This window comes from [Flexibacter] sp. ATCC 35208, from assembly GCF_001975825.1.
Classification (GTDB): domain Bacteria; phylum Bacteroidota; class Bacteroidia; order Chitinophagales; family Chitinophagaceae; genus Chitinophaga.
The window spans coordinates 22,583-43,203 of the sequence record NZ_MTKN01000060.1 but is presented as its reverse complement, the minus strand read 5'-3'; the positions used below and the strand labels follow the sequence as shown (position 1 = coordinate 43,203).

The window sequence follows — 20,621 nt, the reverse complement described above, 5'->3', positions numbered from 1 at the left end:
TCCCGGACTTAGATCTGAGAAACGACCTCAGTGGCTGTTGTCCAGGTGATATTTGGGTAGCGGTCGTTATCAAGTGGTGTGTTCTGCACGCTGAACATGCTGTGCATGTACTGGCTTTGTTGCCATTTGGCATACAGTTCGTGCTCTCCTTCAGGATGTGCTGCCCTTTCCCGTTTGTTATAAGCGGCGAAGTCGGCAAGGCTGCCCATCGGCATTAACCGGAATTCTCCTTTATTGAATGCTTTGGCAAAAGCGGTGAGTTCCACGGGGCTTACACTGAAACTGTGTATCCGTAGTATCCGTGGGGTATCTGGGTCGAGGGCGGCAGATGCGGTAAATTCTGCGGCATTGTCTTTGGTCGTAAAATCCACCTTCCAGTTCGGGTCCTCACCCCAATAAGCTACCGATTGTTCTTTTAGATTATAAAAGGGCGTATTGTAACTGAGGATATCAGCGAAAGCGCCGATCAGTATGGATGTTCCTTTGATGTCCGCCTTGTCGAGGTGAGTGTGAAACTCGCGTCTCAGGTCGAAATTGCGGTTTTCGCCTTCTTGCAATTTAGTAAAGTCAGAAGAAAAGTCCGAAGGGATGAATCGCGGCACGCCGGCTTTCACCGCAGCTTTAAGTAATAAAACCTGGGTATCAACAATCACATCCCTTAAGCCCGCCAGTGCAGAAACAACGCAGGTTGCGCCCATACAGGCATTAGTAAGCGCTGTCGCGTCGGTAAGGTCAGCCTCAATAATTTGAGCACCCAATGCGGCGATCTTATCGATTTTTTTTTCATCACTGCCTGAACGAACCAGGGCATGCACTTCTGCCCCTTTTCCGATCAGTGATTTAATAATTCTTGCGCCCAGGTCACCCGTAGCGCCTGCGACTAAAATGAAATTCTTCATAGTTATGTTGTTTATTTTAATTTTCTGTAGCTGATATACCAGCCTAAAAAGATCAATGGAAGAACAATAACGATGTCCATTATTAATTGGTTGAACTGAACACCAAGTATGACCGGCATTTGAACATGGTTGATGCCTGGATCTACCAGTTTGGTTCCCGGGAAAAGAATAGCTGGTAACTGTGCGACCCAATAGAGTGATACGATTATCACAGCCTCATGCAGCCGCTGTAAAGCATTCACCTCTTTTCTGATCCAAAGGACATACAGCGTAAGTAAGCCGAGCAGGGCCCCGAGTACCATAGTTTGTGCATTGTGGAATTTAGCATGAGGGGGCCAGGTCGGGTTATAGATATGGGTAATATTCCAATCTGCCAGGTACGGCGAAACCGATGTGAATAATCCCATAAATGAAAGGATGAGTTTCCCGGTCAGGGGTATATTATTGTTTTCTGAAGTCATAAAGGTTTTTATTTGAGTTGAACACTTCGATCAATTAATCATTACTTATATCTTCCGGTCCGATGACCTTATTAAAGCTTCATCCGAATACGGTTTATTAGCTACCATTTTTTAAATCATTAATGTACTATAAAAGCAAATATAAAACATTTATGTCTTAAATGAAGCATTTATGTTTTATTTATTTAATTTTAAACCATTAATTGATAATATGAACAAGACGTTGGCAATAGTACAGGAATGGGCAGGGTTCGAGGAGCAGAATCCGGCCGGATCAATAGAGGATTTTTGCAGGGATTATTTAAAAAGACAGCTGGTACAGGAAAATGAGCGAGATATGCCCGACCATGCGCCGGACCTTTCCTGCCGGTATGCACTTACTAAGGTGATCAATCGCCTGTCCAGGCTATGGATGTTCTTTACCATGACCGAGATGAAACCGTTGGGCCTGACAAGTTTCGACGAGTTCATTTTCCTGCTCACCTTACAGCGGTCAGAGCCAATCCGAAAAAAAGATCTCATCTATATGCATTTTATCGAAATATCGTCGGGTATCTTAGTAATTGATCGTTTGATCAAAAAGGGGTTACTTGATGAAAAGACGGACGATCATGATAAAAGATCAAAAATGGTTACGATCACAGCTAAAGGTAGAAAGGTCGTTAAGGATGGGCATGAGGCGCTGGACACCGTTTATTACGAGTTATACGGCGATATGCCCGAAAGCGCCATGATGGAATGCCTGGATAACCTGAAACCCCTGTTGGACAGGATCACGCAAAAATGGAATAAGCTAAAAAAATTCGAGCCGGCCTTTAAAGACGTCTGATCAAACGGAAGGTTGCTTGTATATTACGGAGAAGTGTTATCCCAAGTCCCTGATAAGCCTTAACATTTCCATTCCGGCCAATTTCGGCAATACCTTTCAATGAAATCAGTAATCTTCCCCAAATCTTTGGCAAAAAGGGTCGACAATTGCATCCAACTCTTCCGCTAAATAAACTGACCGGGTTTAGTAAATATCGAAGGCTTTCGGATGAAAAATCTGAATGCCTTTTTTGTATTTGGGAGGTTTGAGACCGGATTGCCGGTCATGTCGCGAATGATTTTGGATTTAGTTGTAAGAGGAGTGAGGGTATAGTTAATTTTATTAATTTCATCAAAACGAAACTTATTTCGTACGTAAAAGTTAACTATCGCACAAGCAATGACCGGCTGCTGGTAGCATTAACCCTTGTTTGTTGATTAAATTAACCACTTTCTATCTTTCAAATCAAAATTGGCGAATACATATTAATCAAAACAATTCTGCCTCCTGACCACGTTAACGATCAAATATTAATTATTTATCATGAAAAAACGATATCATACCCTCGGAATTCTGCAAATTGGATGGCCGACACTATTGTTGCTGTATTGTATTTCTGTATCAGCTAATCCTCCTGTTAGCCAATATCACACAGAAGACAAAACGAAATGGGTAGGTACCTGGGGAACAGCACTTTTGGCAACAGATCCTAAGGACATGCCTCCCAAACCAGGAATTGCTAACCATGTCTTAAGACAGATCGTCTGCGTCTCAATCGGTGCTGATAAACTAAGGCTGAAGTTCTCCAATAAATTTGGGAATAGTCCGCTCGTGATCAGATCGGTACAGATTGCGGCTGCGAAAGACAGCAGCGCGATTGATATGTCAACCATTGCATTGTTAACCTTCAATGGGAAACAGGAAGTTATTTTGCAACCAGGTACAGAAATTTATTCCGACCCCAAATCGTTTGAGCTAAAGCCGAGGGCCAGAATCGCTATCACTATTTCTTTTGGCGAAGTCCCTTCAATTCTCACAGGGCATGCAGGCTCCCGAACTACCTCTTATCTGTTTGCCAGCAACGCTGCCAAACCCGGTGAGAAATATAAGGATATGATCAGGATTGATCATTGGTACGTTATTGCAGGAATTGAAGTAGAAGCCAAAAATAATTCGGGATCGGTTGTCGTTTTCGGTGATTCAATCGCTGATGGACGTGGTTCAGGGACCAATAAACAGAATCGCTGGCCCGATATATTATCAGAGAATTTGTTAAAAAATCCAGCTACCAGCAAGGTAGGTGTAATCAATATGGGGATCGGTGGTAATGCCATTCTTAAAGGGGGATTAGGACCTACCGGATTGCTACGTTTCGAACATGATGTCCTTGATCAGAAAGGGGGCAGATGGCTTATTCTGGCAGAAGGAATTAACGACCTTGGCGGTGCACGGGACAGTTTGGCCGCTGATGGCATAGCACAAAATCTCATTGCCGCTTATCAACAATTCATAGATCTGGCGCACGCCAAAGGAATAAAGGTTTACGGTGCCACCATCATGCCTTTCAAAAAAAGCTTCTATTATGAGAGCTACAAAAATTCCGCTCGCAACAAGGTCAACGAATGGATCCGGAGCTCGAACCATTTCGATGCAGTCATCGACTTTGATCAGTTGATGAGAGATCCCAATGACAAGGATGTTTTACAATATGAGCTACAAGCCGGAGCGAATGATTTTCTCCATCCTAACGAAATGGGTTACCGTTTAATAGGCGAAGGAATAAACCTGTCTTTGTTCAAGTAATGTTAGTGTAGAATTCCTCTTTTTCCGCAGAATTAGTGCATGGTCATGCCTTGGATGGTTTTGGCTGTCAAATACTCGGCGGGGCGAATTTTACAGTCTCGAAAATTATTAAAGCAGTAAGGGGGTAACTAATTTACCTGTCTCTGCCAATCCTTTCAGATATTTAGAGGCGGTAACTTTTGATACACCTAACCTCTCAATTACTTAATCGATCCTATAATAAGGCTATTCAAATAATAGTTCTACCAAAAATGTTATTTAGTGATTGTGATTCAGCATAGGAATAAACCAAATCATCATAAAAACAGCAGCTACAGTCTAAGCAATAATTTTTATTGGTTTTTGTTTATTTTTTAAGTTGGTCTATTTTGCCTGTCAGCACTTTCTTTTCAACAGCAGACTTTGTAAACTGTAATGCCTGCCCATAATGGAATAGTGCTTGTTCGTGATTGATGCCGCTATACAGATAGCCCATTAGCCCGTGATAATAGCTATTATTGGAAAGATTAAGTTTAGCCACTTCTTCAATGGCTATCCCACTATTGAAGGCCTTCGGATGAGAAATCTGAAGGCCTTTTTGTATTTAGGAGGTTTGAGATCGAAATTGGCGCTCATGTCGCGAATGATTTTGACTGTAACAGGTCCGGGGGGCGAATCCTTCTTTCTCTGCAAGCTTTAAAGCTTTTCTAATGTAATTACATCCTCTCAAAATGATAAAATGCTCTCAAAGTGAAAGAGTTTATTTTCCCACAACACCCCATCTGGAAGAATAAAATAGCTATAGTAGCTGTTTTTACGCTTTTATGTCTTTTAGGAACGTCAATTGATTTTAAGGTAGCAAACTAATTATATGCGAACCTTTAAAGTGAACTTAAAAAAGCACGTTACTCCCTGGAATATATTATTGGGATTTTACTCCCTGATAATTATATCAGGCATTATTTATAGAATCATAAAGGGCGCATAAAAGGCTCTTTATGGAAGTAATTAAATCGTTGTGCCTTTTGTATTAGCTGGTATCTGTGAAATCGGATGCGGGTATCTGATATGGCAATAGCTCAAAGAAGGGTACCATATCTGGATGAGAATATTAGGCGGAATCGTTCTCCTTTCATACGGAGTTAATGCCACATTGCAGGTTGCCGGCTTTGGACGGTATATGCAACTTATGGAGGGGGCATAGTGTTGTTTTATTATGGGCATGGTTAGCTGACAACTTTAAACCATACTTCTATGATTTAATATGTGCACTCGTTGCCCTGATAGGTGTTTGTATTATCTTTTACGCACCCCAAACCATTCACTAATGAATTAATAAAGCATTAGGAACAATTATCTATCCTTTGTATTTTCAGGTTTTGTTTATTGGTATATACCAACGGATATTTTTCAATTATCACGTTGCTTGTATCCAGTCCATAATTTACGTCTTCTGTTACCCCTATTCCTTTAAGATTATAATAGCATTTAATGAGGATGGATCTCCAGAAAGGCAGATCATTATCAAAAGAGAGATAAGAATTGATGATGATAAATTTATAATCGCCGATATCATTCATCGCAAATTCCATCATAGGGCTGCGTTCAAGTTTAAGTTCTCCGTTACTGACAAGTTCATTTGCTATATGCCGGAAGAAGAGATCTACACGGGGTTGAACACGGAATCCTAATCTGAGCGTTACGTGATAAACATCATTTACGGATAATGTTGTAACTGAATATTGTAATGTATAAGGTTCATCATCAATTTCCACATGGAAAAACCAATAAACATCTGCTTTTTTAATAGGATTACTGAAAATTGACCGGAGCGTTTTGTTTTCAATCTCGTTGGGATCTGCTGATGTGGTGAGGTATATAAGATTCGTAGCAAAATTGCTTATCTCATTATGGTGACTTAGTTCTATCAACCGTTGCAGGTTTTCAGGCTGTAATTTACTAAAAGTAATAAGTTTTTTCTGTTGTAAACGACCAGTGCGCCAAACCAACATTATGAAAGTAAGGAAAGCCCCAACAAACAGCATGATCCAACCGCCCTCTTTGACCTTTTGAAGATTTGCAATCAAAAAAGAGATTTCCACTGTAAGGAATAATGCTGTGATAATGCCTACTACTATTAATGGCTTCCTACGGGCTCGTAACCAAAGTGCGATTAATATTGTGGTAGTAAGCATTGTCAGTGTTACAGAAAGCCCAAAAGCAGCTTCCATTTTACCAGACTCCCTGAAGTGGAGTACCATTCCAATACAGGCTATCATTAATGCCCAGTTAAAGAAAGGAATATATAACTGTCCTCTTATGTTGCTGGGAAAGACGATTTTGTGGCGTGGCCAGAAACCCAGGTGAATAGCTTCATTGGCCAGGGTAAAGCAACCACTGATTAATGCCTGGCTGGCAATAATAGTGGCGAGCGTAGAAAGAATTACTGAGGGAACATAGATCGCCTGGGGAACAATATTATAAAAAGGACTGAGCGTATTGGCTTTCCCCGCCTCTAGCAGCCAGGCAGTCTGGCCAGCATAACAAAGAATCAATGTTATTTTTATGTAGATCCAGCTAACCCGGATATTATTCCTTCCTACATGGCCCATATCACTATACATAGCTTCTGCACCTGTAGTACAAAGGAATATTCCGCCTAATAACCAAAAACCTTTTGGATAATATGTCAATAGTTCATAAGCATAAACAGGGTTCAATGCTTTCAGTACACTAAAATTGTGGCTCAATGCCATCACTCCAATCGCTCCGATAAATGTGAACCATGTCATCATCACCGGCCCAAAGAACTTTCCTATTTGTTGCGTACCGAATTGCTGAATTACAAAAAGCAGAATAATAATAGCAATTACAATAGGCACTGTATCAATATTCGGATAGATGGCTTTCATTCCTTCAATAGCAGACGCTACAGAAATGGGAGGAGTAATAATACCATCAGCCACTAAAAAAGACCCACCTATAATGGCAACAACAATCAGCCACCTCCTGTAGTATCTTTTTATAAGTGCAAACAGGGAGAAGATACCACCTTCACCCTTATTATCAGCCTGCAAAGTGATGAAAATATACTTGAACGTGGTTTGTAAAGTAAGTGTCCATATTACACAACTTAATACACCTAATGCCTTAGCAGGATTGATAATTTCATCAGGCTTGAATAATGCTGTATAGGTATATAGTGGAGAAGTGCCTATATCGCCAAAGACTATTCCAATGGCAATTAGCATACCTGCTGCTTTGATCTGCTTGTGAAATTCCTGTGTGTTTTGTACCGACAGCTCCATTATTTCCCTTGTTTAAAGTACTCAAATATATACCTAGAATTTTACTTTTTGATTATCAATAATATATTTATTAGCTTCCATTTCTACTGGTAAAATAATATAACTTTATGAAAATACTCGTTATCGAGGACGAAGAACGCGTAGCACAACTCATCAAACGGGGATTGGAAGAGCACCTTTATGAGGTAACTGTTGCTTACGATGGTGAATTAGGTAAAAAACTGGCATTAAAAAACAGCTTTGACCTGATTATAACTGACATTATACTGCCCAAAGTGAATGGACTCGATCTCTGCAAAGAGATCAGAACCGTACTACCGGATACCCCCATTATTATGCTTACCGCATTAGGAACCACCGATGATAAAGTAGAGGGTTTTGATGCAGGTGCAGATGATTATTTATTAAAACCATTTGACTTAAGAGAGTTACATGTACGGATCCGTGCTTTATTGAAGCGTAATAACGGCAAAAGTAATTCACAGGGTTTTATTTTAAAATATGCAGACCTTGAATTAAACATGCATACCAAAATTGTAAAACGTAGCAACAAAGAAATTTCCTTAACCCCAAAAGAACTAAAACTTTTAGAATATATGATGCAAAACCCGGAAAGGGTTTTGTCAAGAACAGAAATTGCAGAAAAGGTTTGGGAAACAACATTCGACACAGGAACCAACTTTATTGATGTTTACATTAATTACCTGCGTAAGAAAATAGATAAGGATTTTGATGTTAAACTCATTCATACCAAGCCAGGCCTTGGCTTCATCTTTAAACAGGACTAACAATGCAAATTAAAACAAGGCTTACTCTATTGTTTACTTCGTTGGTCGCCGCATTATTATTGGCATTTGCATTAACTGTTTATTTCACTTCCTCTGCAACCAGGGAAGATGAGTATTTTAAAAGATTGAAACAACAGGCAGCTACTAAAGCTAACCTTTTATTTGATACAAAGGTTGCCCCTGTAGTTTTACAACTCATCTATAAAAATGCACCTAATGCTTTATTCCAGGAAGAAGTAGCCATTTACGATACTGCTTTTCATCTATTATACCATGATGCAGTTGAAATAGACAAGGTGAAAGAAACACAGAACATGATAGACCGCATTATTGTTCAAAAAGAAATTCAATTTTACCTTGAAGATGTACAGGTAGTAGGTTTCTTATATGAACATAACGGGCAACATTATGTAATAACAGCTGCCGCAAAAGATGAATACGGACTTACCAAACTTGCCAATCTTCGCAATACAATTATTATAGCCTTTCTTTTCTCTATAATTATTATATTCTATGTCGGACAATTCCTGTCTAAAAAGGCATTGCAACCCGTTTCATCGCTGGTACAAAAGGTAAAAAAGATCACCGTTACCAACCTTGATCTAAGAGTGGAGGAAGGGAACCGGAAAGACGAAATTGCAGCTCTTGCCATCACTTTTAACGAAATGCTTAACAGGCTTGAAAATTCTTTTGATGCACAAAAACATTTTGTTTCAAATATTTCTCATGAATTAAGAACGCCGCTTACTGCAATGCTGGCAGAAATGCAGCTTACAATGCAAAAAGAAAGAAGCAATAAAGAATACCAACAGTCAATAGAACATATTATTTCTGATATTCAGAAATTAATGCGTCTTTCCAATAGTCTGCTGGACTTAGCAAAAGCCAGTTACGATCAAACAGAAATTTCCTTTAAAGAAGTCAGGTTGGATGAAATCTTATTAGATGCACGAAATGACGTACTTCACAATCAACCAGACTATAAGGTGAATATCGTTTTTGAAAAAGAAACTGACAATGATGATTTTATTTCAGTAAATGGCAATGAATATCTGTTAAAGGTGGCCTTTGCAAACTTAATAGAAAACGGCTGCAAATTTTCAAACAATAAGCAGAGCATAACTTCTATTTCTTACAATGAAAAACAAATTTTCCTGAGCTTTTCAGATAACGGTATTGGAATCAGTAATGAAGAATTGCAACATGTTTTCACTCCTTTTTACAGGGGGAAAAATAAAAAAATTGCAGATGGTAATGGTATTGGATTATTTCTCACCCAAAAAATCATTGCATTGCATAATGGCAACCTTTCAGTTCTATCCAAAGAAAACGAAGGTACAACCTTCACCATCACATTGCCTCATATCTGATATTAATATCTCTAATGATTTTCTAATAACATTCTAAAGCAATTCTAACAGCCCCTTCGAAGGGGCTGTTTTAGTTTCGCGGAGCAAAATCTCATTAAACAGCTGCTCAATTAGAAAATGAAAAGAAAAATATTATCAATACTGTTATTCAATGGAATGTTCCTGATTAACTACTCCTGCCATAGCCCCCAGGCTGAAACAGAAAACATTAATTATACCCTGCTGGGCGACACCATCATTATTCCGGAAAATTCAAACTTGCAAAACAAACTTGCAACAACAACTGCTCAAAGTGAGCCTTATCGTTTGCAAATGCTGACCACCGGTACGGTAAAAGCCATCCCAACTCAATATGCAGAAATAGCTCCACCCTTTCAGGGACGAGTAACAAAATCATATTTACGGTTGGGTTTAAAGACCACACCTGAAACACCACTGTTCGAAATAAGCTCCCCTGATTTTATTGCGGCACAAAAAATTTTCTTCCAGGAAAAATCACAGATGCAACAGGCTGAAAAAACGTTGAAACGCCAACAGGATTTAATTGCCAATGGTGTAGGAACACAAAAGGATCTGGAAGAAGCCCAAACAGCTTACGAAGTAGAAAAAAAGGAGTATGAAAATGCAGTAATAGGTATTAAAATTTTCAAAGCAAACCCTGATAATCTTTCATTAGGGCAAGCATTAGTAGTTCATTCTCCTATCGCCGGAGAAGTAATTGAAAATAAAGTAATACTCGGACAGTTCATAAAAGACGATGCAGCAAGTGTAGCCACAGTGGCAGAATTATCTAAGATCTGGATTGTTGGGCAGGTAAAAGAAAAAGATATTCGCTTTATCCATGAGTTAGATGATTGTAATATTGAAATTGCAGCTCTTCCGGAAAAACATATCCGGGGCAAGGTATATCATGTAAAAGAGATTGTCAATGAAGATACACGCAGCGTAGAAGTGCTTATAGAAGCTAATAATGCCGATCATACACTGAAACCGGGTATGTATGTAACCGTAAATTTCATTGTTGCACCCGTTAATGCCATTCTTATTCCATCAAAAGCCTTATTGCAGATGAATGATGCCAGTTTTGTTTTCATAGAAACTGCCGCAGGGAAATATATAAAACGTAAAGTGGAAACTGCGGGTACACAAGGAGAAAGAATAGTCATTCAATCTGGATTAAACAATGGAGATAAGATTGTTTCAGAAGGTGGTTTTTATCTCCTGGATGCAAAATAACAACCACAATAACGCAAATCTTCATGAAGAAATTAATATTCACAGCAATAGAAAAACGCTGGCTTTTTGTTGCATTATTTATACTCCTGGTCTGTTTTGGTTATTATTCATGGACACAACTATCTGTTGAAGCCTATCCCGACATCGCAGATGTTACTTCACAAGTTGTAACACAGGTTCCGGGACTTGCTGCTGAAGAGGTAGAACAACAAATAACCATTCCTGTAGAAAGGGCTTTAAATGGCATGCCCGGTATGCACGTAATGCGTAGTAAAAGCACATTTGGATTGTCCATTATTACTATCGTGTTTGAAGACGGTATTGAGGATTATTGGGCAAGGCAACGTATCTCAGAAAGGCTGAACGATGTGGACCTGCCTTATAACGCGAAGCCCGGATTAGACCCGCTTACATCTCCCATAGGTGAAATTTACCGTTATATTATAGAGAGCAAAGGCCACGATCTCAGAGAAATCACCGACCTGCAGAACTGGAAGATTATCCCCCGTATTAAGCAGGTACCAGGTGTTGCCGATGTTACCAATTTTGGTGGTATCACAACGCAATACCAGATAGAACTGGACCCCAGAAAATTAGAACAATATCAATTGTCCCTGACTGATATACAGACTGCTATCAATAACAACAATGCCAATTCAGGAGGCAGTGTATTAAATAGAGGTGATCTGGGTTATGTGGTGCGGGGTATAGGCCTTGTAAAAACGTTGGAAGGCCTGGGCAAGGTAGTGGTGAAATCAGTAAATGGAGTTCCCGTATTTCTAAATGATGTAGGAACATTAAAATACGGGAACCTGGAACGCAAGGGCATCTTAGGGTATACCGACAGGAAAGTAAATTATAGCGAAGGCGATGAAGGCATCGTATTGTTATTAAAAGGCCAGAACCCATCCAAAGTACTGGAAGGTATCCATGCTGCTGTGGAGGACCTTAATAAAAATATATTGCCCGAAGGGGTACGTATCCGGCCGTATATAGACAGAACTAACCTGGTAGAAACAACCCTGCACACTGTATCGCATACCTTATTGGAAGGTATGAGTCTGGTAATTATTGTGCTGATTGTTTTTCTCGGCAACTGGCGTGGGGCATTAATTGTAGCCATCACCATTCCACTGGCGTTATTGATTGCATTTATCCTGATGCACTTTACAAATATTCCGGCAAACCTGCTTTCACTTGGCGCCATTGACTTTGGGATTATTGTGGATGGGGCCATTGTAATGATGGAAACCATTTTGAAAAAGAGAGAAGATAGCCCCAACGAAGAGCTGCAGGAATCTACCATAGGGGAAAGGGCATTGGCTGTTGCCAAACCTATTTTGTTCTCCACCGTTATCATCATTACAGCTTACCTGCCCCTGTTCTCTTTTGAAAGGGTTGAAAAGAAACTGTTTACACCCATGGCTTTTACCGTTGGTTTTGCATTGTTAGGTGCATTGGCAGTTGCACTGTTGCTGATACCGGGACTGGCTTATGCAGTCTATCGGAAGCCACGAAAATTATTCCACAATAAATGGCTGGAAAAATTGACCAATGCCTATTTTGAAGGTGGTAAAAAATGATGAAAACTCCTCAACGGGTATTTATTCCCCTGGTACTTGTTTTAATCAGTGCAGTTATTCTTTCCATCACCGTAGGTAAAGATTTCTTACCTCCTTTGGATGAAGGTTCTATCTGGTTACAGGTGCAGCTACCTCCGGGTGTATCGTTACAGAAATCGAAAGAAATGAGTGATACCTTACGGCAGCATACCATGAAGTATGATGAAGTAACCTATATGATGGTGCAGGCAGGACGTAACGATGATGGTACCGACCCATGGACCGCCTCTCACTTTGAATGCAGCATTGGTATTAAACCATATTGTGAATGGAAGAACGGCAGGACCAAAGCCGACCTGATTGATGATCTGGCAAGAGAATATGCCACCATGCCGGGTTATACTGTCGGGTTCAGTCAACCCATGATCGATGGTGTAATGGATAAGATTGCAGGGGCACACAGCGAACTGGTGGTAAAAATATATGGGGATGATTTTAAAGAAACTCGCCATATCGCAGAAAACGTTATGACCTCCATTAAAAGCATTAAAGGTGCTGTCGATGTAGCCATTGACCAGGAGCCCCCATTGCCGCAATTACAGATCTCTGTTGACAGGGATGCTATGGCACGTTATGGCTTGAATGTAACTGACGTAGGAGAGCTGATTGAAGTCGCTATTGGCGGAAAAGCTATATCCCAGGTGTTTGTTGGCAATAAAGTGTATGATGTTATCTGCCGCTATAATGAAGAAAGCCGAAATACGCCTGAGAAAATATCGAACCTGATGCTCACTTCTCAGACGGGGGCAAAAATTCCTTTGTCGCAAATAGCAACTGTAAAAACCGCCACCGGAGAAAGCACTATTACAAGAGAATTAAATAAGAGACATTTGACTGTAAAACTCAATTTGCGGGGCAATGATCTGACAGCTTTTTTAAAGGAAGCGCAAAGCAATATTGAACGAACGGTAAAGTACGATCATGAAAAATACAATATTATATGGGGTGGACAATTTGAAAACCAAAACAGGGCTTATGCCAAGTTGATGATAATTGTTCCACTGGCATTGGCCATCATGTTTTTATTACTCTATGGTGCATTCGGCAAGTTCCGGCAGGCGGGACTGATCTTATCCATTGTGCCGCTGGCATTATTCGGGGGTATGCTGGCGTTGAACATCAGAGGTATGACATTGAATGTTTCTTCAGCAGTGGGTTTCATTGCATTGTTTGGTGTAGCCATACAGAATGGGGTGATTTTGATTTCACACATAAATGACCTGCGAAAGAAAGGCTATGATTTACTTACCGCCGTTGTGGAAGGTGCTGAAGACCGTTTCCGTCCTGTATTAATGACTGCCACAGTTGCGGCATTGGGTTTATTACCCGCATCTCTGGCAACAGGTATAGGTTCTGATGTACAAAGGCCACTGGCAACCGTAATTGTATATGGTCTTTTCGTAGCAACCGCCATCACGCTATTTGTTTTACCTCCCTTATACTATATGATGGAAAGTAAATGGGGAAAGAAAGATTATAAACAGTTTTCATCATCCAACGAATAAAAAAGTGCATGCAATTCTATAAGAAATATATTTTATTAACATGGATAATCCTGTGCATCTGTACCAGAGTACATGCACAACTAGATACTGGTTTTGCGAAAACAAGGGTATCACTTACCCAATATTTGAGTTTGGTAGGTAAGCAAAACTTCAGTTATGTAGCACAGCAATACAATGTCAGTATTGCTGAAGCGGGTGTCGAATCTGCCAAAGTTTTCCCTGATCCTCAATTATCTATTGGTTTTTATGATAATCAGCAAGCCAGTAAACATTTAGGACAGGGTTATAATGCTGGTATTGGTAGCACGTTAGAATTGGGAGGTAAACGAAAGTCAAGAATTGACCTCGCACAAAGCCAGTTGCAATTAAGCAAAGCCATGTTACAGGATTACTTTCGCAATCTTCAGGCAGATGCCACAATTGCATATTTCAATGCCTTGCAACAATATAATCTGTTACAGGTTCAACAAAGCTCCTATGTTACCATGGAGCAACTGGCTGATGCAGATGCTATCCGTTTTAAATTAGGTGCTATAACAGAAGTGGATGCAAGACAGTCGAAATTAGAAGCAGGTAGCTTACTTAACAGTCTTTATCAAAATGAAGCCGATTGGAAAACTGCTTTAGTACAATTAAGTATTAATACAGGCAAAGCGCAGTCCGATACATTACTTACTCCGATATCGAATTCAGATAACCTGGAAAGGGATTTCGCATTGGGTACTTTAATCACTAACGCACAGGATAACAGGGCTGATATTCTAGCAGCAATTAATAGTAAAACTGTTGCCGATAAAAACTTACAGTTGATCAGGGCCAACAGGAAAATTGATCTGGGCATTTCAGCTGGTATGCAATATAACGGTGAATCAACAAATACCATAGCCCCCACACCGGCTTACAGAAGTATCAATGCAGGCATTTCCATTCCATTAAAGTTCTCTAACAGATATAAAGGTGATATGAAAGCCGCACAATATTCCATCATGCAGGCTGCAGTCCAATACGATCAGATATTATTGCAAATCCAGGCAGAAGTAATACAATCCTACTTTAATTATAAAGCAGCAGAAAAACAGGTGTCACAATTTAAAAGCGGTTTGCTCACTGAAGCACAAAAAGTATTAACAGGCAAAATATATAGTTACAAACGTGGCGAAACTTCTTTATTGGAAGTATTAAATGCACAACGTACTTACAACGACGTGCAGCAAAACTATTATCAGTCATTATTCAGTTATGCCGAGGCATTGGTAAATCTGGAACGTTCAGCTGGTATTTGGGATATACAATAAGACAACGTATTTATGAATCTTAAAAGGCCCCCCGCATACACTATAGAATCATTAGGTTCGTACTAACCCCGAACTTATGGTTTGGTGACCGGTGAACGAATTATTGTTGCAGGAGGATTACTGTAATTCTCAATTAAAAGAAACAGGCAAAGACCTTATGATCTTTGCCTGCATTTAATCAACCTGTAATATTATCCTTATTGATTAAAATTCTTATACGATAAGATTGATTATTAACCTTCAGCCAGTAGTATCCAAGTCCAGATGACATCTTTGATTCGACATATTCTAACCTTAGAGTCAAGTAAAAATAATTGATCAATACAATCCTTTTATAAAAAGATACTCTTTTTCTTCTTTCACTTTCACTCTTGATATTTCTGCATCCTTTTGTAAAGAAAGTAGGTTTGTATACATGATGATCAGCTGCCGTACAATTGCTCCTATGAGCAGCAACGTAGCAATCACAAAAACTGGGGTACTCATAAATAATTATTTTATTGATAAAATATATTTAGCTAATTCGCTCAGATCGTCTCCGGAAAATTTGTCGCCGAATGCTGGCATCTGTGGAAAATCAGGCCGTTTTTTACCAGGTTTTTTGATCCATGCTTTCAGCTTGTCCGGCTGATCATGGTAAATGCTTACCATTTCCAGCATGGGTGGCCCTACCAGTTTAGTATCTTTCTGATGGCAGGCACTACAATTTGCTTTAAAAAGAGCGGCCCCTTTGGCAACATCACCCAGTGATGGATCTATTTCCATTTCCTCTTCTTCTTCCTGTGGATTAGCTCTTGCTTCAGCAGATAATTTTTCGAACTCCGCAGTTTTGGCAGCCATCAGTTGTCGGTGAGGTGCAAGCGCATTGGCACGATATATATGTCTGCCACTACCCATGAATAAAACAGTGGTTCCTAACGCCAATACAACTTTGCCAAAATGCCGGTCTATTTTTTCTGCTGGTCCGGTAATTGCTTTCCATATCCAGATCATTGCAGGAATAGCAATAGCGGCACCTGTCAGGATCACTCCAATAAGATTCCAGCCGATACCTTTTGAGGGTAATGTCATCAATACCAATGGGCCTATCAGAAACTGGGCAGCAGAAGCAGCCAGTGTAAGTGAATAAGCCTTTTTCTTTATTTCGTATCTGTTCAGATGGGAGTAAAAACTCTCGAAAGGATAATTTTTCCTCCCGGTATACCAGAACAGGAATAGCCCGGTGATACCCAATGATGCACAAATGAAATGCAGATAGCGTGGAAATACATTGGGCAATACCAGTGCACTCATAAAACCTTTGATTGTACCCCACTTTTCAGGAAACAACATCAGGTTGATATTTACCAGGAATATTAATGGGATAAATAGGAAAACAGCAACGGCCGCCGCAATAATTGAAAGATGTAATGCTTTGTTCTGTGCCAGAATTTTCCAGGTATATTTATGCATGTAAGTCAGCAAAAAGGCAATGGTAACAAGTGGAATGATGGATATCCACATTAGGCCAGTCAGTGCATTGGCAGAATAAAAATAAATGCTGTAAAGCGTATTAATACTTAACAACGGTGCTACTCCCAGCACTACTGCGAGACTCTTATTGACCGTTATTGTTTTCGCAATTTCATTTGCCAGGGTATCATAATCCTTATCCTTTAACCCCTTTATTTCAGCCCATAATGTGATAATTGAGCCTCCCAGCATGAGATTTACAAATACGATATGAGCCAGAAATGAAATGACGAGGAGTACTACTAATAACCATTCCGGCAATGGTAAATCCAATGGTATATCTCTTGGTACAGGTGTGGTTGCCTGCAAAAAATAAAGCATGTCTAAGTTCTGTTTAAATGAATTAAATTGTTTTACTGTTGGTCAGCGCGTTTTTTCTTCCTGTTGTTTTTCCATGACGACTTTGGCAGCTTCCATATCATTTAGTTTATTGACTGTTACGCCCTCTGTCTGTGCACCTTCGATCACTTCTTTTGTTTCCTGAACATATTTGATATAAGCTACCAGTGCTTTTAGCTCCTGTTTATTACCAGGAAATGGCGGCATATAAGTTCGTGCATTGTGCATTGTAGGTATATAGGCGGCCATTGAGTTTTCATCCAGTGGTTTGCCAAATCCATACATACGTTCAAATACATAAGTGATAGAATTGACTCCCTGTGTGGTATGGCAACGGCTGCATGCCAGCATGAATACATTACGACCTGCTTCAATTTTATTATCCGGAGTTACTTCCGGCGTACTTGTATAGGTCGCATATTTGAGAATACCGTCTTTTTTATAAAGTGGATAATCTTCTTCTCTCAACAGGTTGCTATACATGTAACCACCAATTACATAAGGCTTTCTGATAAACTCCCTGACACGCTCAAAAATTCCAAGGAAACCAAAAGCCATGATGCAGGCCACCAGTGCTAAAGGGAACCTCATCCACCCGGATTTTAAAAGGCCTAGTATTGCCAGTAGTAAAACGATGGTTATTGCAACCATTATGACATACTGCAACAGGGTGTAAAATTGTGAAAAATCAATAGTGCCTATAGCCGTACTCATGTTTGCTTTCATGGCAGCGGGCATCACCCTGTAATAATTGATTGCTCCTGCCAGTGAAAATGGAGCCCAGCAAAGTATCCAGGCAGAAGCTGCCCGCACAGCCTTTTGCCGCATGGCAGTACCTGTATCTGTAAAGAGCGTAATCAACATAAGGCCAAATACGCCACCAACCAGCATTGCAGTAGGGGTACGGAACATTAACTGTGGCAGGTAAATCGGATTTGTAAAGCCATTCAGCAGGCTATGATGTGTTTTCCAGTTGCCCGGGTCCATCATGAAGCTAAGAATGGATACAATAATGGCCATTGTAATCCAGGAAAAAATAGATAGAAACCAGCCAAACCTGATGTGCCTGAGTTTGGAAGTCAATGATTTGTTCGCATTCTTCCAAGTCAGGAAGTAAATAACAATCAATACAACTTCAGTTACAAACACGAGCCATTCCGTAAACCATGCCCAATAGAAGACTCTTATAAGACTACCTATAGATGCAGGGCTTACGAGGGCTACAGAAAACCAGATACCAACTCCTGTCATAGCGCCCAGTGTAGTGGTAATGATGAAACCGACTTTCATCATCTTATACACCATATTATCCCAGGTAAAATCTGTGATTTCTGCGCTACTACTATTTTTTACCCCTTTTTGTTCCAGCCAGGTAACCAATGGGATAAACCCTACAGCGAGTCCATGATTAATGAGCACATGAATGATAGCAATCATAGCTATCAAAAACCTATCGTTCAGCCAATCGAGGTGAAATAATGGAAAGTCCATACTAAGCTTACATTTATCTTACAAAGTTCGTGATAACATCGCTGGTCCAGCTCCGATTAAAGGGAAGAATGTATAGATAATGAAGACTCGATATTTTCATTTTCAATCCTGACGTTTTCAAATTCGTGACTGTCCTTTTTTACAATCATTACTCTGATAAAAAAGAATACTAACACACATATAAAAAGTAATAGTGCTACGCGATTGATGAAATAGATATATCCTATAGTTTTTTGGTTATTGTTGTTCATGATTTGAATGTTTTTGATTTTCTAAAATTTTCCGGTGTCATGCCGGTTTCCTTTTTATAAAATGTATTGAAGTAAGATGCACTCTCGAATCCCAGTTCATATGCAATCTCAGCTACAGACTGAGAGGTATGGTGCAGCAGTCTGCTGGCTTCTTTCACAATCCGTGCCCTTATCAGGCTGCCACTGGTGATATGATAAAACTCATGGCAGAGCTTATTCAGGTAATTGGTTGTAATATGTAGCTGATCTGCATAAAAAGAAGGATGCCGGTGATGTGCATAGTTATCTTCTACCAGTTGCTCAAACCGGATGATTTTTGCATGCTTTATATTCTTTTCTTCCTTAACAGGTAATTTAAATATAGTGCGGTCGAGTTCGTGTAACAGGATATTGAGATAAGATCTTAGCAGGTCGTTTTTTCCTTCGAGCATATTTTCAAACTCATCCAGAATCTGCTGTAAAAGGTTATCCCATTTATTTGTCTGTTCATGACTGATTCTTGTTGTTATTGACGCATGCTGTGTCATGAACGCAAATCTGTGCAGCACATTATTATTATACCTCAATGAAAAAAAATTATCTGTAAAGCACACAATAAAGCCAGTTGCCAGGTTACTTAAATCCAGGCAACAGATGTTGTTTGGTTTTACAAATATTACTTTTGGCCCTTCCGCATTGATTTTTTCATTATCAATAGTCACCCATCCCACGGCCTCCCATATACATATTAGCATATAATAAGATGGCCTGTACAGATGCTCCAGGAAAGGATATTGCTGTAACAGAAAAGAAAGTCTGTCTATACGGAAATCATTTGAGTCCGGGCCAAAAGTACCTAATGAGTAAACCGGGATTGACTCCCTCATAACTATCATGGGTACTAATTGGTGATCAAAAAAAATATGTAGAAAGGATCAGGCGATAGGGGGGCGCAGGATAGGATATTTAATACCGGTTAATAGATCGATGCTGATATCGGGGAAATTATTTTTAATAATAGCAATAGGGCATGTCTGTCCTGTTGTCTGAATGACATGCACCCAAAGAGTAACTGGGGTTTGTTTAAGTTCCAGATTTCTTTTCTCTCTTTCCTGTTCTTTCTCCAATTGCTTTTCAAGAAAGCAGGAACCTTTACATACAGGAATTTTGTCAAACCGGTTTATACAATAGTTGGTCGCAATATAGTCCCGTTTCAAATAAAACAGCCCTACCAGCCAGACATTGGCAGTTGTCTGAATGAATAGTGAAAAGATAAGTAATATGGCTGCGAGCTTCTTCAATATGTATACTTATATACGTTCTTTTAACAGTACATGAATGTCCCTGATCAATCTTCCGGTTTCGGTGGTATCGGTGCCATCATAAACTCCCCTGATATGCCTTTGCTTGTCTATCAATAAAAAGCCTCCACTGTGTGTAAAGCCTCCAGGCACAGTGCTATCAGGATATACGGTTGCATAATAGGAAGCTGCCAGCTTGTAAATAGTATCTGCAGGGGCTGTAACAAAATGCCATCTTTCGGTCTGTACGCCGAGGGATGTGCTATAAGATCTCAGGCGTGGAATTGTATCATATTCCGGGTCTATTGTGTGTGAGATAAAGTTCACATGTTTATTATCATCAAAGGCATGGTATACCTTCAGCATTTCCTTTGTCATTTTAGGGCAAATGGTTGGACAGGAGAGGAAAATAAAATCGGCAACATATATCCGGTCGTCAAACGTACTGTTTGTGATCAGATTACTATCCTGATCCGTAAGTCTAAAGTCTGCAATAACCGGATAGATGGTATCTGTTTTACCAGTGATTGGATGCTGCCTATAATCAGCATCGCCAAGGATAGGTAATCGCTTTGGTTGAAGGTGGCAGGAAATCAACCCGTTGATAATAACGATAAATAATACTATTGGTACTCCTGTCTTCATAAGAATTAATTTAAAGGTATGCTGCTACC

At 39.8% G+C, this 20,621-nt stretch carries 18 protein-coding genes; 9 read left to right on the top strand and 9 right to left on the bottom strand.

Going from position 1 to position 20,621, the window contains the following annotated elements:
- Positions 1-8: 8 nt before the first annotated feature.
- Both BW716_RS27855 and BW716_RS27850 read right to left on the bottom strand, forming a co-directional pair.
- Positions 9-899, bottom strand: a complete 891-nt coding sequence (locus BW716_RS27855; protein ID WP_083729187.1) for an NmrA family NAD(P)-binding protein — start codon at positions 897-899, stop codon at positions 9-11.
- 11 nt (positions 900-910) lie between these two features.
- Complete coding sequence (locus BW716_RS27850) at positions 911-1,360, bottom strand: DUF6640 family protein (protein WP_083729185.1); 450 nt, start codon at positions 1,358-1,360, stop codon at positions 911-913.
- Positions 1,361-1,571: 211 nt separating this feature from the next.
- Here BW716_RS27850 and BW716_RS27845 point away from each other — a divergent pair, with 211 nt between their 5' ends.
- The 3 genes from BW716_RS27845 to BW716_RS39100 all read left to right on the top strand — a co-directional run bounded on the left by BW716_RS27845 (position 1,572) and on the right by BW716_RS39100 (position 5,278).
- Positions 1,572-2,189 carry a MarR family winged helix-turn-helix transcriptional regulator gene (locus tag BW716_RS27845; protein ID WP_179091297.1) on the top strand — a complete coding sequence of 206 codons (618 nt, stop codon included), beginning with the start codon at positions 1,572-1,574 and terminating at the stop codon, positions 2,187-2,189.
- A 522-nt stretch (positions 2,190-2,711) separates the two neighbouring features.
- Positions 2,712-3,971 carry an SGNH/GDSL hydrolase family protein gene (locus BW716_RS27840; RefSeq protein ID WP_083729181.1) on the top strand — a complete coding sequence of 420 codons (1,260 nt, stop codon included), beginning with the start codon at positions 2,712-2,714 and terminating at the stop codon, positions 3,969-3,971.
- 1,124 nt (positions 3,972-5,095) lie between these two features.
- Positions 5,096-5,278, top strand: coding sequence for a hypothetical protein (locus BW716_RS39100; RefSeq protein ID WP_220388851.1), 183 nt, complete (start codon positions 5,096-5,098; stop codon positions 5,276-5,278).
- A gap of 15 nt (positions 5,279-5,293) precedes the next feature.
- Here BW716_RS39100 and BW716_RS27830 read toward each other — a convergent pair whose 3' ends face one another.
- Positions 5,294-7,258, bottom strand: coding sequence for a KUP/HAK/KT family potassium transporter (locus BW716_RS27830; protein ID WP_083729179.1), 1,965 nt, complete (start codon positions 7,256-7,258; stop codon positions 5,294-5,296).
- Positions 7,259-7,365: 107 nt separating this feature from the next.
- On the opposite strand from BW716_RS27830, the gene BW716_RS27825 reads away from it, so the two are divergent.
- The 6 genes from BW716_RS27825 to BW716_RS27805 all read left to right on the top strand — a co-directional run bounded on the left by BW716_RS27825 (position 7,366) and on the right by BW716_RS27805 (position 15,074).
- The gene (locus BW716_RS27825; protein WP_083729177.1) at positions 7,366-8,046 is read left to right on the top strand and encodes a response regulator transcription factor; all 681 of its coding nucleotides are present in this window, start codon (positions 7,366-7,368) and stop codon (positions 8,044-8,046) included.
- Positions 8,047-8,048: 2 nt separating this feature from the next.
- Positions 8,049-9,416 carry a HAMP domain-containing sensor histidine kinase gene (locus BW716_RS27820; RefSeq protein ID WP_083729175.1) on the top strand — a complete coding sequence of 456 codons (1,368 nt, stop codon included), beginning with the start codon at positions 8,049-8,051 and terminating at the stop codon, positions 9,414-9,416.
- 117 nt (positions 9,417-9,533) lie between these two features.
- A complete protein-coding gene (locus BW716_RS27815; RefSeq protein ID WP_083729173.1) occupies positions 9,534-10,652 on the top strand; it encodes an efflux RND transporter periplasmic adaptor subunit in 1,119 nt (372 codons plus the stop codon).
- 23 nt (positions 10,653-10,675) lie between these two features.
- A complete protein-coding gene (locus BW716_RS38535; RefSeq protein ID WP_220388850.1) occupies positions 10,676-12,235 on the top strand; it encodes an efflux RND transporter permease subunit in 1,560 nt (519 codons plus the stop codon).
- Positions 12,232-13,779, top strand: a complete 1,548-nt coding sequence (locus BW716_RS38530; protein WP_220388849.1) for an efflux RND transporter permease subunit — start codon at positions 12,232-12,234, stop codon at positions 13,777-13,779. Before BW716_RS38535 ends, BW716_RS38530 begins: the two co-directional genes overlap by 4 nt.
- 131 nt (positions 13,780-13,910) lie before the next feature.
- A complete protein-coding gene (locus BW716_RS27805) occupies positions 13,911-15,074 on the top strand; it encodes a TolC family protein (RefSeq protein WP_220388848.1) in 1,164 nt (387 codons plus the stop codon).
- A 318-nt stretch (positions 15,075-15,392) separates the two neighbouring features.
- On the opposite strand, the gene BW716_RS36980 is transcribed toward BW716_RS27805, so the two are convergent.
- The 6 genes from BW716_RS36980 to BW716_RS27775 all read right to left on the bottom strand — a co-directional run bounded on the left by BW716_RS36980 (position 15,393) and on the right by BW716_RS27775 (position 20,592).
- Positions 15,393-15,560: a hypothetical protein gene (locus BW716_RS36980; protein ID WP_179091296.1), complete on the bottom strand. Its 168-nt coding sequence runs from the start codon at positions 15,558-15,560 to the stop codon at positions 15,393-15,395.
- A gap of 6 nt (positions 15,561-15,566) precedes the next feature.
- A complete protein-coding gene (locus BW716_RS27800) occupies positions 15,567-16,907 on the bottom strand; it encodes a cytochrome c (protein ID WP_083729169.1) in 1,341 nt (446 codons plus the stop codon).
- A gap of 42 nt (positions 16,908-16,949) precedes the next feature.
- Positions 16,950-18,416 (bottom strand): cytochrome c, encoded by a 1,467-nt coding sequence (locus tag BW716_RS27795; protein ID WP_083729167.1) that lies wholly within the window; start codon positions 18,414-18,416, stop codon positions 16,950-16,952.
- A gap of 247 nt (positions 18,417-18,663) precedes the next feature.
- Positions 18,664-19,533 carry a helix-turn-helix domain-containing protein gene (locus BW716_RS27785; RefSeq protein WP_179091295.1) on the bottom strand — a complete coding sequence of 290 codons (870 nt, stop codon included), beginning with the start codon at positions 19,531-19,533 and terminating at the stop codon, positions 18,664-18,666.
- Between the two features lie 48 nt (positions 19,534-19,581).
- Positions 19,582-19,947 carry a hypothetical protein gene (locus BW716_RS27780; protein WP_083729161.1) on the bottom strand — a complete coding sequence of 122 codons (366 nt, stop codon included), beginning with the start codon at positions 19,945-19,947 and terminating at the stop codon, positions 19,582-19,584.
- A 9-nt stretch (positions 19,948-19,956) separates the two neighbouring features.
- Positions 19,957-20,592 (bottom strand): SCO family protein, encoded by a 636-nt coding sequence (locus BW716_RS27775; RefSeq protein ID WP_083729158.1) that lies wholly within the window; start codon positions 20,590-20,592, stop codon positions 19,957-19,959.
- Positions 20,593-20,621 lie beyond the last annotated feature (29 nt).